The sequence below is a fragment of the Pseudomonas sp. NPDC078416 genome (genome assembly GCF_050268485.1).
Classification (GTDB): domain Bacteria; phylum Pseudomonadota; class Gammaproteobacteria; order Pseudomonadales; family Pseudomonadaceae; genus Aquipseudomonas.
Genome location: NZ_JBNNGV010000056.1, coordinates 1 through 12,472 on the forward strand (window position 1 = coordinate 1; position 12,472 = coordinate 12,472).

12 protein-coding genes are annotated in these 12,472 nt (G+C 61.5%); 10 read left to right on the forward strand and 2 right to left on the reverse strand.

The window, feature by feature from the left end; all coding sequences use genetic code 11:
* The first annotated feature begins 311 nt into the window (after nt 1-311).
* From ACQKEN_RS24950 to pdeM, 9 genes are all read left to right on the forward strand, one after another.
* Complete coding sequence (locus tag ACQKEN_RS24950; RefSeq protein ID WP_427689450.1) at nt 312-1,370, forward strand: ligase-associated DNA damage response exonuclease; 1,059 nt, start codon at nt 312-314, stop codon at nt 1,368-1,370.
* A complete protein-coding gene (locus ACQKEN_RS24955; RefSeq protein ID WP_427689451.1) occupies nt 1,367-3,082 on the forward strand; it encodes an ATP-dependent DNA ligase in 1,716 nt (571 codons plus the stop codon). Before ACQKEN_RS24950 ends, ACQKEN_RS24955 begins: the two co-directional genes overlap by 4 nt.
* A gap of 379 nt (nt 3,083-3,461) precedes the next feature.
* Nucleotides 3,462-4,244: a transporter substrate-binding domain-containing protein gene (locus tag ACQKEN_RS24960; RefSeq protein WP_237250325.1), complete on the forward strand. Its 783-nt coding sequence runs from the start codon at nt 3,462-3,464 to the stop codon at nt 4,242-4,244.
* Nucleotides 4,245-4,323: 79 nt separating this feature from the next.
* Nucleotides 4,324-5,052, forward strand: coding sequence for an ABC transporter permease (locus ACQKEN_RS24965; RefSeq protein WP_065992578.1), 729 nt, complete (start codon nt 4,324-4,326; stop codon nt 5,050-5,052).
* Complete coding sequence (locus ACQKEN_RS24970) at nt 5,049-5,759, forward strand: ABC transporter permease (RefSeq protein WP_427689452.1); 711 nt, start codon at nt 5,049-5,051, stop codon at nt 5,757-5,759. The genes ACQKEN_RS24965 and ACQKEN_RS24970 overlap by 4 nt, the downstream gene beginning before the upstream one ends.
* A gap of 9 nt (nt 5,760-5,768) precedes the next feature.
* Nucleotides 5,769-6,887 (forward strand): succinylglutamate desuccinylase/aspartoacylase family protein, encoded by a 1,119-nt coding sequence (locus ACQKEN_RS24975; RefSeq protein ID WP_427689453.1) that lies wholly within the window; start codon nt 5,769-5,771, stop codon nt 6,885-6,887.
* 12 nt (nt 6,888-6,899) lie between these two features.
* A complete protein-coding gene (locus ACQKEN_RS24980) occupies nt 6,900-7,664 on the forward strand; it encodes an ABC transporter ATP-binding protein (RefSeq protein ID WP_192171578.1) in 765 nt (254 codons plus the stop codon).
* Between the two features lie 243 nt (nt 7,665-7,907).
* Nucleotides 7,908-10,400 (forward strand): ligase-associated DNA damage response DEXH box helicase, encoded by a 2,493-nt coding sequence (locus tag ACQKEN_RS24985; RefSeq protein ID WP_427689454.1) that lies wholly within the window; start codon nt 7,908-7,910, stop codon nt 10,398-10,400.
* Complete coding sequence (pdeM, locus tag ACQKEN_RS24990; protein ID WP_427689455.1) at nt 10,397-11,053, forward strand: ligase-associated DNA damage response endonuclease PdeM; 657 nt, start codon at nt 10,397-10,399, stop codon at nt 11,051-11,053. The genes ACQKEN_RS24985 and pdeM overlap by 4 nt, the downstream gene beginning before the upstream one ends.
* Nucleotides 11,054-11,176: 123 nt before the next feature.
* On the opposite strand, the gene ACQKEN_RS24995 is transcribed toward pdeM, so the two are convergent.
* Together ACQKEN_RS24995 and dcd are read right to left on the reverse strand one after the other, a co-directional pair.
* Entirely contained in the window at nt 11,177-11,398 is a 222-nt protein-coding gene (locus ACQKEN_RS24995) for a hypothetical protein (RefSeq protein WP_427689456.1), read from the reverse strand.
* Nucleotides 11,399-11,507: 109 nt separating this feature from the next.
* Entirely contained in the window at nt 11,508-12,074 is a 567-nt protein-coding gene (gene dcd, locus ACQKEN_RS25000; RefSeq protein ID WP_074889011.1) for a dCTP deaminase, read from the reverse strand.
* Nucleotides 12,075-12,384: 310 nt separating this feature from the next.
* Here dcd and ACQKEN_RS25005 point away from each other — a divergent pair.
* The coding region (locus ACQKEN_RS25005; protein ID WP_427689457.1) for a cold-shock protein at nt 12,385-12,472 on the forward strand (88 nt) is incomplete at its 3' end.

The following is a 12,472-nucleotide window of genomic DNA, read 5'->3' on the forward strand; positions in this document are numbered from 1 at the left end:
GCGCAGTGGGCCGAGCCGCATGGATGCGGCGAGAGCGCCGTCAGGACATGGATGTCCGTTCGGCGCGGGCCCACGGAGCGAGACCGGAGTGAAGGGACCCCGAGGAACGAGGGGCCCAACCAGGAGCAAGCACCTTTGGTTACTTGGGGATGGTGCGACTTTCGACTTTTCCAAGTAACTCGCCGAAGGCGAAACAGTCTGCCCCCAGGCAGACGCTGTTGATCTTGATCTTGATCCAGAGCCAAAACCCCAACCGAACTTCTGCGCCCCGCCACCGCTCTACCTGACAAGTCCCCAAACCCGGTCAAACCATGGATCTCGTCATTGCCCGCCCCGAAGGCCTCTACTGCCCGCCCGGTGATTTCTACATCGATCCGTGGCGCCCGGTCGAACGCTCCGTCATCACCCACGCCCACGGCGACCACGCCCGCACCGGCAATGAACACTACCTCGCCGCCGCGCCCGGCGAAGGCATACTGCGCTCCCGACTGGGCCAAGACATCAACCTCCAGACCCTCGCCTACGGCGAAAGCATCACCCACCACGGCGTCAAACTCAGCCTCCACCCGGCCGGCCACGTCCTCGGTTCCGCCCAGGTCCGCCTCGAATACAAAGGCGAAATCTGGGTCGCATCAGGCGACTACAAAGTCGAACCCGACGGCACCTGCGAACCCTTCGAGCCGGTGCGCTGCCACACCTTCATCACCGAATCCACCTTCGGCCTGCCGATCTACCGCTGGCAGCCCCAGGCGGAAATCTTCGCCGGCGTCAACGAATGGTGGCGCGCCAATGCCGCCGCCGGCAAAGCCAGCGTCCTGTTCGCCTACTCATTCGGCAAGGCCCAACGCATCCTCCACGGCATCGACCCCACCATCGGCCCGATCCTCGTTCACGGCGCCGTCGAACCGCTCAACCGCGTCTACCGCGAAGCCGGCGTGCGCATCCCTGAAACCCACTACGCCGGCGACTTCAAAAAAACCGACCCCGCGTTGCGCAGCGCCCTGATCGTCGCACCGCCCTCTGCCGGCGGCAGCACCTGGATGCGCCGATTCGGCGAATTCAGCGACGCCTTCGCCAGCGGCTGGATGATGCTGCGCGGCACCCGACGTCGGCGCGGCGTCGATCGCGGCTTCGCCCTCTCCGACCACGCCGACTGGCCCGGCTTGCTCTGGGCCATTGAAAACACCGGCGCTGAACGGGTCATGGTCACCCACGGCTCGGTGGCCGTGCTGGTGCGCTACCTGCGGGAACTGGGCCTAGACGCCCAAGGCTTCTCCACCGAATACGGCGACGAAGAAGACGACGCAGCGGCCAAGACCGAACCCGCACCCGCACCCGAACCTGCATCGAAAGGCGAGGCCTCGTCATGAAGGCCTTCGCCGAGCTGTATTCGGACCTGGACGCCACCACCTCCAGCAACGCCAAGCTGGCGGCCATGCAGGCCTACTTCAGCAAGGCCGCCCCCGAAGACGCCGCGTGGGCGGTGTACTTCCTGGCCGGCGGACGCCCACGCCAACTGGTGCCGACGCGCATGTTGCGTGAGCAGGCGCTGTTGCTGTCCGGCTTGCCGGAATGGTTGTTCGAGGAGAGTTACCAGGCGGTAGGCGATTTGGCGGAGACCCTGTCGCTGCTGCTCCCTAAAGCTGAACACAGCTCAGAAGAAGGCCTGGCCAGCTGGATGGAACGCCATCTGCTGCCCCTGCGTGGTCTGCCCCCGGAAGAATTGCTCGAGCGCCTGCCGACGTTCTGGTCGCAACTGGACCCGCAAAGCCTGATGGTCTGCCTGAAGCTGATTACCGGAAGCTTCAGGGTGGGTGTCTCAAAACTGCTGGTGACCCGCGCCCTCGCCGCCCTGGCCGATATCGACAGCAAGCGCGTTGCCCAGCGCCTGGTGGGGTACACCGATCTTTCCCATCGCCCCAGCGCCGAAGGCTATCTAAAGCTCATCGCCGGAGAATCGGCCGACGAACACGCCCAACGGGGCGGCCAACCCTACCCCTTCTTCCTCGCCCATGCGCTGCAGCAGCCGGTCGATCAGTTCGAGAACCTGCTCGGCGCTGCCGAAAACTGGCAGGTGGAATGGAAGTGGGACGGCATTCGCGCCCAAGTGGTCAAGCGCGAAGGCCGGCTGTGGATCTGGTCGCGGGGCGAAGAACTGGTCACCGATCGCTTCCCGGAACTGCACAGCCTGACTCAATGCCTGCCCGACGGCACGGTGATCGACGGCGAGATCGTGGTCTGGAAAGCCGCGACCCCGGAGAATGCTGAGGAAGGCGAGTTCGCCCTGGACACCCCCGCACCCGGCACGCCCGGCGAAGCGACGCCGTCGGTGCAGCCCTTTGCCCTGTTGCAACAGCGGATCGGCCGCAAAACCCTCGGCAAGAAGATTCTGGAAGACGTGCCGGTCGTCGTGCTGGCTTACGACCTGCTGGAATGGGAAGGTCACGACTGGCGCAGTCGCCCCCAGCATGAGCGGCGCACGCAGATGGAAAAAGTCATCGCCAACGCCCAGAGCCCGGTACTGATGCCCTCTCCGGTCCTCACCGGTACCGACTGGCTCGACCTCGGCCGCCAGCGCGAGGCGTCCCGCAGTCTCGGCGTGGAAGGCATGATGCTCAAGGCACGAGACTCGATGTATGGCGTCGGGCGCACCAAGGACATGGGTGTGTGGTGGAAATGGAAAATGGACCCGTTCAGCGTCGACGCCGTGCTGATCTACGCCCAACGCGGTCACGGCCGCCGCGCCAGTCTGTACAGCGATTACACGTTCGCGGTCTGGGACGGCCCGCCGGAATCCAGCGAACGGACATTGGTGCCCTTCGCCAAAGCGTATTCGGGGCTGACGGACGAAGAGATGCGCAAAGTCGATGCAATCATTCGCAAAACCACCGTCGACAAATTTGGCCCGGTGCGAAGTGTTACCCCGACCTTGGTGTTCGAGCTGGGTTTCGAGGGCATTGCATTATCGAAACGGCACAAGAGCGGCATCGCTGTCAGGTTCCCGAGGATGCTGCGCTGGCGCCTGGACAAGCCTGTGGCCGAAGCCGACAGCCTGGCGACGCTGCAGGACCTGCTGGCCTGAGCACCGTCGCGGTGCAGGGGCCATGTGCCGCCGCGCTATAAATGCGCTGAAATGAGGCGCACCAAAAACGCAATCACATAACGGCAAGCCCCGCCGGGCGTTTCGAATCTCCCCTACGCCGCAAAAACCACCGCGGAAGACCTCAAACTCTGCAACTTTTTCGCCCACTCTCAACGGGATACGGCTACTCTGCCGGTGCCTGCGGGACCTCAAAAAAAGACAAAAGATGGCGCTAAGTCATCATTGCGACAACTCCGTACATTTAAAACGCGCGTTCGTTTGTTTGGTTCGGAAATTGCTGTCTATTTGCGGTCTGGCTTTTGCCGGTAGCAAGCCTTCGCGTGTTCCCAACGCTCAATTTGGTTTTAAGGACTGAACGATGAAAAAAGCATGGCTGACCCTTTCCGCACTCGCCATCTGTCTGGCCGCCGGTAACGCAATGGCCAAGGAATACAAGGAGCTGCGTTTCGGCGTCGATCCTTCCTACGCGCCATTCGAATCCAAAGCCGCCGATGGCAGCCTGGTGGGCTTCGATATCGACTTGGGCAACGCGATCTGTGCTGAATTGAAGGTCAAGTGCAAGTGGGTCGAAAGCGATTTCGACGGCATGATCCCGGGCCTGAAAGCCAACAAGTTCGACGGCGTGATTTCCTCCATGACCGTGACCCCGGCCCGCGAGAAAGTCATCGACTTCTCCAGCGAACTGTTCTCCGGCCCAACCTCGCTGGTCTACAAAAAAGGCTCCGGCCTGAGCACTGACCTTGCTTCGCTCAAAGGCAAAACCGTGGGTTACGAGCAAGGCACCATCCAGGAAGCCTACGCCAAGGCGATTCTGGACAAGGCGGGCGTGAAAACCCAGGCCTACCAGAACCAGGATCAGGTGTATGCCGACCTCGTTTCGGGTCGTCTGGACGCATCGGTCCAAGACATGCTGCAAGCCGAGCTGGGCTTCCTGAAGTCGCCACAAGGCGGTGACTACGAAGTCAGCAAGCCAATCGACGATCCCCTGCTGCCAGCCAAAACCGCAGTCGGCATCTCGAAAGGTAACAAGGACCTGAAAGCGCTTTTGGATAAAGGTATCAAAGCGTTACACGATGACGGCAAGTACGCCGAGATCCAGAAGAAGCACTTCGGCGATCTGAATCTGTACAGCGGTAAATAAGCAAACAGACGCCCGTTGATTTCAGCCAGAATCCGCCGCTGAAGTTCACGGGCGTTTTTATTGACTGCATAGGTTGCACATGTTCGAAACTCTCCTGCAAAACCTGGGACTGTCAGCATTCAGCCTGAAAGGCTTCGGCCCGCTGTTGCTGCAAGGCACCTGGATGACCGTAAAATTATCGGTAATGTCGCTGCTGCTGGCCATTGTGCTCGGCCTGCTGGGCGCCAGTGCCAAACTGTCCAAAGCCGCCGTGTTGCGCGTTCCGGCCCAGATCTACACCACGCTGATCCGTGGCGTACCGGACCTGGTGCTGATGCTGCTGATTTTCTACAGCCTGCAAACCTGGCTGACCACGCTCACCAATGCGATGGAATGGGATTACATCGAGATCGACCCTTTCTCCGCCGGCGTCATCACCTTAGGCTTCATCTATGGCGCGTATTTCACCGAGACCTTCCGCGGCGCGATTCTCGCTGTGCCGCGCGGTCAGGTCGAAGCTGCCACGGCCTATGGGCTCAGCCGTTCGCAACGGTTTCGCATGGTGGTGTTCCCACAGATGATGCGCTTCGCCCTGCCCGGCATCGGCAACAACTGGCAAGTGGTGCTCAAAGCCACTGCACTGGTGTCAATCATCGGTCTGGCCGATTTGGTCAAAGCCGCGCAGGACGCGGGTAAAAGCACCTACCAGCTGTTCTACTTTCTGGTAATCGCCGCACTGATCTACCTGGTCATCACCAGCGTGTCCAACTTCGCCCTGCGCTGGGCCGAACGGCGTTATGCAGCCGGCAGCCGGGAGGCTCAACGATGATCGAGTTGCTGCAAGAATACTGGCGCGCCTTCCTTTATACGGACGGCCAGAACATCACCGGCCTGGCCATGACGATGTGGCTGCTCAGCGCCTCCATTGCCATCGGCTTTATCGGTTCGATTCCACTCTCCATCGCCCGCGTATCGCGCAATCCGATGGTGCGCTGGCCGGTACAGTTCTACACCTACCTGTTCCGCGGAACGCCGCTGTATATCCAGTTGCTGATTTGCTACACCGGGATCTACAGCATCGCCGCCGTGCGTGAGCAGCCGATACTGGATGCGTTCTTCCGTGACGCGATGAACTGCACGATCCTCGCCTTCGCCCTGAACACTTGTGCCTATACCACTGAAATCTTCGCCGGTGCGATCCGCAGCATGAACCACGGCGAAGTCGAGGCAGCCAAGGCTTACGGCCTGACCGGCTGGCGCCTGTACACCTACGTCATCATGCCGTCGGCACTGCGCCGCTCGCTGCCGTATTACAGCAACGAAGTGATCTTGATGCTGCACTCGACCACTGTGGCCTTCACCGCCACCGTGCCGGACATCCTCAAGGTCGCGCGGGACGCCAACTCGGCCACCTTCCTGACGTTCCAGTCGTTCGGCATCGCGGCACTGATCTACCTGACCGTCACGTTCATTCTGGTGGGCCTGTTCCGATTGGCTGAACGCCGGTGGCTGGCCTTCCTCGGCCCGACTCACTAGGAACCCTGCATGCGACACCAGACCCATGATCTGCTCGCCCCGGTGCCCGGCACCGCGCGGCAGATCCACAGCTTTCACTACGGCCCGGAAAACGGCGCCTGCAAGGTTTACATCCAGTCGTCCCTGCACGCCGACGAGCTGCCGGGCATGCTGGTGTCCTGGTATTTGAAGCAACGGCTGGCCGAGCTTGAAAACGCCGGTCAGTTGCTCGGCGAAGTGGTGGTCGTTCCGGTGGCCAACCCCGTCGGGTTGGAGCAGGTCCTGATGGACATGCCGCTGGGCCGTTACGAGCTTGAAAGCGGACAGAATTTCAATCGCCGCTTCGTTGACCTCGGTCAGCAAGTGGGCGATGAAGTCGAAGCGCTGCTGACGGATGATTCCCGGCACAACGTCGCGCTGATTCGCAAAACCCTGCTGGCTGCGCTGAATGACTGCGTGGGCAGCACCCAGCTGGAGTCCCAGCGCCTGACATTGCAGAGGCTGGCCTGTGACGCCGATGTGGTGCTGGACCTGCATTGTGATTTCGAATCCGTCGAGCACCTGTACACCACGCCTGAGGCCTGGCCGCAGGTTGAAGCGCTGTCGCGTTATCTCGGTGCCCAGGCAAGCCTGCTGGCGACCGATTCCGGCGGGCAGTCGTTCGACGAGTGCTTCACGCTGGTCTGGTGGCAACTGCAGCAACGATTTGCCAAGCGCTTCCCGATTCCGCTCGGCAGTTTTTCCGTGACCCTGGAGTTGCGCGGCCAGGGCGACGTCAATCACGCCCTCGCCAGCCGCGATTGCCAGGCGATCATCAGCTACCTGATGCACCACGGCGCCATTGCCGGCGAGCCGGTTGCGCCACCTGAACTGATTTACCCGGCGACCCCGCTGGCAGGCGTCGAACCGGTCGCCACGCCTGTGGGTGGTCTGCTGGTGTTCTGCACACTGCCCGGCGAATACGTCGAGGCGGGGCAATTGATCGCTGAGGTCATCGACCCGATCAGCGACGCAGTGACCCCGATCCACACGGCCAACGCTGGCCTTATGTACGCCCGCTCCTTGCGACGCATGGCGACCGCCGGCATGGTCATCGCCCATGTCGCCGGCACCGAAGCCTACCGCAGCGGCTACTTACTTTCTCCTTGAGGACTGCCCTTCATGTACAAACTGACCATCGATGGCCTGCATAAAAGCTACGGTGACCACGAGGTGCTCAAAGGGGTGTCGCTCAAGGCCAGCGTCGGCGACGTGATTTGCCTGATCGGCGCCAGCGGCTCGGGCAAGAGCACCTTCCTGCGCTGCATCAATTTTCTTGAGCAACCCAATGACGGCGCCATGAGCCTGGACGGCCAGCCCGTGCGCATGGTCAGCGACGCAGGCGGTATGCGCGTTGCCGATCCGGCCGAGCTGCAGCGGATTCGCACGCGCCTGGCGATGGTGTTCCAGCATTTCAACCTGTGGAGCCACATGACGGTGCTGGAAAACATCACCATGGCCCCGCGCCGGGTGTTGGGCGTGTCGAAGGCCGAGGCCGAGGCCCGCGCGCACAAATACCTGGACAAGGTCGGGCTGCCGGCGCGCGTCGCCGATCAATACCCGGCGTTTCTGTCCGGCGGTCAGCAGCAGCGCGTGGCCATCGCCCGGGCGTTGGCGATGGAACCGGAAATCATGCTGTTCGACGAGCCCACTTCAGCGCTCGACCCTGAACTGGTCGGCGAAGTGTTGAAAGTGATTCAGGGCCTGGCTGAAGAGGGCCGGACCATGATTCTGGTAACCCACGAAATGGGCTTCGCCCGCAAGGTCGCGAATCAGGTGGTGTTCCTGCACCAGGGCCAGATCGAGGAAATGGGCCACCCGGACGACGTGCTGGGCAGCCCGAAGAGCGAGCGCTTGCAGCAGTTTTTGAGCGGTAATTTGAAATAATTTCGCAGCGTCCTGATCTCCTGCCGCGTTCATTACATTGGCAAATGCAAATCCTGTAGGAGCGCGCTTGCCCGCGAAGGCATTCTGTCAGTCAGACTATTTGTTGCTGACCCACTGCATTCGCGAGCAAGATGGAGCGCCACCCCGGTCGCTCCCACAGGTTCAGCGCCGGGCGATAAAATCCCGACCAAACTAAACCCCTCCCCCAGCGGTCTCTGACTTAACCCCTTCCAGAGCCTGCGCATGCCTAAAGCTGTCAATTTCGCCAAGCGCTGGTTCGCCGAGCGTGGCTGGAAACCCTTCCCTTTCCAGAAAGACGTCTGGGCCGCCGTTGCTCGCGGCGAGTCGGGCCTCCTGCACGCCAGCACCGGCGCGGGCAAGACGTACTCGGTGTGGTTTGCCGCCCTCAACCAGTTCGCCCGGCCGGCGCCCGAGCCGACCGAGCAGAAGCCGCGCAAGCGCAAGCCCGTCGCCGCTCCCCTCAGCGTGCTATGGATCACGCCCATGCGCGCCCTCGCGGCCGACACCGCCCGGGCGCTGGAAGGCCCGCTGCAGGATTTGCAGATCCCGTGGAGCGTCGGCCTGCGCACGGGTGACACCAGCAGCAGCGAACGCGCCAAACAGGGCCGCCGCCTGCCCTCCGCGCTGATCACCACGCCGGAAAGCCTGACGCTGCTGCTGACCCGCGCCGATGCCCAGGCGACGATGTCGACGCTGAAGATGGTGGTCGTCGATGAATGGCATGAGCTGATCGGCAACAAGCGCGGCATCCAGTTGCAACTGGCGCTGGCGCGGTTACGTCGGTGGAATCCCGAGCTGGTCATCTGGGGCCTTTCCGCGACCCTCGGCAATCAAGAGCATGCGCAACAGGTGCTGGTGGGGGATCACGGCACCACCGTTCACGGCAAAGTGGTCAAGGAATTGATCGTCGACACGCTGCTGCCGCCCTCCATCGAGCGCTTCCCCTGGGCCGGGCACATGGGGTTGCGAATGCTGCCGCAAGTGCTGGCCGAGGTCGACAGCAGTTCCAGTTGCCTGCTGTTCACCAATACCCGGGCGCAGTCGGAAGTCTGGTATCAGGCGCTGCTGGAAGCGCGTCCGGACTGGGCCGGGCTGATCGCGCTGCACCACGGCTCGCTGTCCCGTGAGGTCCGCGACTGGGTTGAACGCGCGCTGAAAGAAGGCCACCTGAAAGCCGTGGTCTGCACCTCGAGCCTCGACCTCGGCGTGGATTTTCTGCCGGTCGAGCGCGTGCTGCAGATCGGCTCGGCCAAGGGCGTCGCGCGGTTGATGCAGCGTGCCGGACGCTCGGGCCACGCGCCTGGCCGCCCGTCACGGGTCACGCTGGTGCCGACCCACAGCCTTGAGCTGGTCGAAGCCGCCGCTGCCCGCGACGCCGTCAACGCGCGCCTGATCGAACCCCGCGAATCACCCCACAAGCCGCTGGATGTCCTCGTACAACATCTGGTGAGCATGGCCCTTGGTGGCGGATTTACGCCCGACGCGTTACTCGCCGAAGTTCGCACCGCGTGGGCCTACCGCGATCTCACCGACGAGGAATGGGAGTGGGCGTTGGCGTTCGTCCGCTACGGCGGCCTGTCACTGACGGCGTACCCTGATTATCGACGCGTTGAGCCCGACGAAGACGGCATCTGGCGCGTCCCCGATGCGCGCCTCGCCCGCCGTCATCGTATGAGCGTGGGCACCATCGTCAGCGACGCCAGCATCAACGTGAAATATTGGAGCAAGGGCGGCGGAGGTGGATCGCTCGGCAGCGTGGAAGAAGGCTTCATCGCCCGCTTGAAACCCGGAGACGGCTTTCTGTTCAGCGGTCGTCTGCTGGAACTGGTCCGCGTTGAGAACATGACTGCGTACGTGAGGAAGGCTACTGGCAAGAAAGCCGCCGTCCCGCGCTGGAATGGTGGACGGATGCCGCTCTCCAACGAGCTGGCAGACGCCGTCGTCGAAAAATTCGATGCCGCTGCCCAGGGCGATTTCAGCAGCCCCGAGATGCACATCGTGAGCCCGCTGCTCGAAGTGCAACGACAGTGGTCAGCGTTGCCGCGCAAGGACACGCTGCTGGCGGAAGTCCTGAAGTCCCGCGAGGGTTGGCATCTGTTTCTCTATCCCTTCGCCGGCCGGCATGTACACCTGGGGCTGGCGAGCCTGCTGGCCTGGCGACTGAGCCGCGACACGCCACTGACCTTCTCGATCGCCGTGAACGACTATGGCTTCGAGCTGCTCAGCGCCACGCCCATCGACTGGAACGAGCGCCTGACGACTCAACTGTTTTCCGAAGACGAGCTGTTGGCCGATATCATTGCCAGCCTGAACGCCGGCGAACTCGCGCTGCGTCGCTTTCGCGAGATTGCCCGCATCGCCGGGCTGGTGTTCTCTGGCTACCCCGGTGCTCCAAAGAGCAATCGACAACTGCAGGCCTCCAGCGGCTTGTTCTTCGAAGTGTTCAAACAGTATGACGCCGGCAACCTGCTGCTGACCCAGGCGCAGGAGGAAGTGCTGCGGCAGGAACTCGATGTCGCCCGTCTTGAACAAACCCTCAGCCGCATCAACACCCGAACCCTGGATTTGCACGTGATCAAACGCCCCACCCCGATGGCCTTTCCGCTGCTGGTCGAACGCATGCGCGAAAGCCTCAGCACCGAAAAACTCTCCGACCGTATTGCACGCATGGTCAGCGACCTCGAAAAAGCCGCCGGGCCTGAGGTCATGACGTGAGGCCATATCTTTCAATTCAACTGGCGGGTGCGGAGGTGTGGTTACTGGCGGACAAAGCCATCTACTACCCGGCCGAGCGCGCGCTGTTGATTGCCGACGCCCACTTTGGCAAGGCCGCTGCCTACCGGCGACTGGGTCAGCCAGTGCCCCATGGCACCACCGACGATAACCTTCAGCGCCTGGATGCACTGCTGGCGAGCTATGACTGCGAGCGGTTGATCTTTCTGGGAGATTTTCTGCACGCTCCGGAATCCCACGCGACCGGCACGCTGTCAGCCATTCAAGCATGGCGCGACAAACATCATGGTCTGGCGATTACCCTGATTCGAGGTAACCACGACAAGCGTGCCGGCGACCCACCACCCGAATTGCGCATGGACGTCGTTGAGGAACCCATGTTTCTTGGGCCGTACGCGCTTCAGCACGAACCTGACCCGCACCCTGATTTTCACGTCCTGGCGGGCCATGTGCACCCTGCTTACCGGCTGTACGGAAGAGGCCGACAGCGTTTGCGGCTGCCGTGCTTTTACGTGCTGCCACACGTAAGTCTGCTGCCAGCATTTGGCGCGTTTACGGGGGGCATGAATATTGATCGCGCCGAGAACAGCAAGGTTTATGTGGTGGGGGATGGGGCGGTGTGGGAGGCGGTTTAAGGCGGAACTTCAGTGAGATGAGGCAGTGCTGAAGGATCGCAGGAATCCTGGTCGGGCGGCTTGATGTGATTCACGAAGAAGCAAAACGGCCCCGCCGACGCTCTGGCCTCGGCGGGACATGAATCAGGCAACCGGCGCCGGTGGTGGCTCGTCCGGTATGGTCGGCACGCCACCCTCGTCAGGCTGAGGGTATTCGTTTGGGCTGTCTGGGTCTGGCTGCCCGGGAATGCCCCCGGCGACCATGTTATTGAGGTGTGGATGCGCTAACAGCGACCAAGCCAGCAACCCAACCTGATTGGGACTCGGGTCGGTTTCATTGCTGCTGGTGTTGATGTGTCTCTTCATAGGGCACTCCTGAGCGTTGGCCCCACCCGCATGGTGCGGATGGGAACAGTTCAGTCAATAGAGTGCGAATTCCAGGACAAATTCAGTGCCTGGCTGACAAATGGCGCGATTAGGTACGGGGCAGCGTCACACCGCGTTGGCCTTGATACTTGCCACCACGGTCCTTGTAGGACACTTCACACTCTTCGTCGGATTCCAGGAAAAGCATCTGTGCGACGCCTTCATTGGCGTAGATCTTCGCCGGCAGCGTGGTGGTGTTGGAGAACTCCAGCGTGACGTGGCCTTCCCATTCAGGCTCAAGCGGCGTCACGTTGACGATGATGCCGCAGCGCGCGTAGGTGCTTTTGCCCAGACAGATGGTCAGCACATTACGCGGAATGCGGAAATATTCGACGGTACGTGCCAGTGCAAACGAGTTCGGCGGGATGATGCAAACGTCGCTTTTGACGTCTACAAAACTTTTTTCATCGAAATTTTTAGGGTCGACGGTCGCCGAATTGATGTTGGTGAACACCTTGAATTCGTCGGCGCAACGCACGTCGTAGCCATAGCTGGAGACACCGAAAGAGATCACCCGGTCAGCGCCTTCGCCGCGCACCTGACGCTCCACAAACGGCTCGATCATGCCGTGTTCCTGCGCCATGCGGCGAATCCACTTGTCCGATTTGATGCTCATGGCGGTGTCCTGAATAGCGAGGTGAAAAAGATGTCCGGCATCTTACCGGTCGAACGCCGCAGGTTCAAAGATTGCGCGCCGTGCGCATTAGGGTCGTTGAGCCACCTCAAGAAAAAATCTCGGACAGACCCTTTGCACATTCCGGAAAAAGGGGTAAGGTGGCCCCACTGTGTTGCTTGTGTCACTGAGAATATCTACACGATGTTGAATTTCGATCCAACCATCTCCAAGAATTTTTCCTGCTCTTTGCACTCAGTCTCGGCCAGGGCACTTCCTGAGTCGCAGTTAACTTTGTCCAAGGAGATACACCATGTCTAATCGCCAAACTGGTACCGTTAAGTGGTTCAACGATGAAAAAGGCTTCGGTGCGATCGAGCGTTACGCCTTTGAGGGCTGCT

Excerpts from the sequence above, each read along its gene's own strand:
- ACQKEN_RS24965 (WP_065992578.1), top strand. The coding sequence starts at position 4,324 with ATGTTCGAAACTCTCCTGCAAAACCTGGGACTGTCAGCATTCAGCCTG.
- ACQKEN_RS24980 (WP_192171578.1), top strand. The coding sequence starts at position 6,900 with ATGTACAAACTGACCATCGATGGCCTGCATAAAAGCTACGGTGACCAC.
- ACQKEN_RS24975 (WP_427689453.1), top strand. The coding sequence starts at position 5,769 with ATGCGACACCAGACCCATGATCTGCTCGCCCCGGTGCCCGGCACCGCG.
- ACQKEN_RS24960 (WP_237250325.1), top strand. The coding sequence starts at position 3,462 with ATGAAAAAAGCATGGCTGACCCTTTCCGCACTCGCCATCTGTCTGGCC.
- ACQKEN_RS24955 (WP_427689451.1), top strand. The coding sequence starts at position 1,367 with ATGAAGGCCTTCGCCGAGCTGTATTCGGACCTGGACGCCACCACCTCC.
- ACQKEN_RS24950 (WP_427689450.1), top strand. The coding sequence starts at position 312 with ATGGATCTCGTCATTGCCCGCCCCGAAGGCCTCTACTGCCCGCCCGGT.
- ACQKEN_RS24995 (WP_427689456.1), bottom strand. The coding sequence starts at position 11,398 with ATGAAGAGACACATCAACACCAGCAGCAATGAAACCGACCCGAGTCCC.
- dcd (WP_074889011.1), bottom strand. The coding sequence starts at position 12,074 with ATGAGCATCAAATCGGACAAGTGGATTCGCCGCATGGCGCAGGAACAC.
- ACQKEN_RS24970 (WP_427689452.1), top strand. The coding sequence starts at position 5,049 with ATGATCGAGTTGCTGCAAGAATACTGGCGCGCCTTCCTTTATACGGAC.
- ACQKEN_RS24985 (WP_427689454.1), top strand. The coding sequence starts at position 7,908 with ATGCCTAAAGCTGTCAATTTCGCCAAGCGCTGGTTCGCCGAGCGTGGC.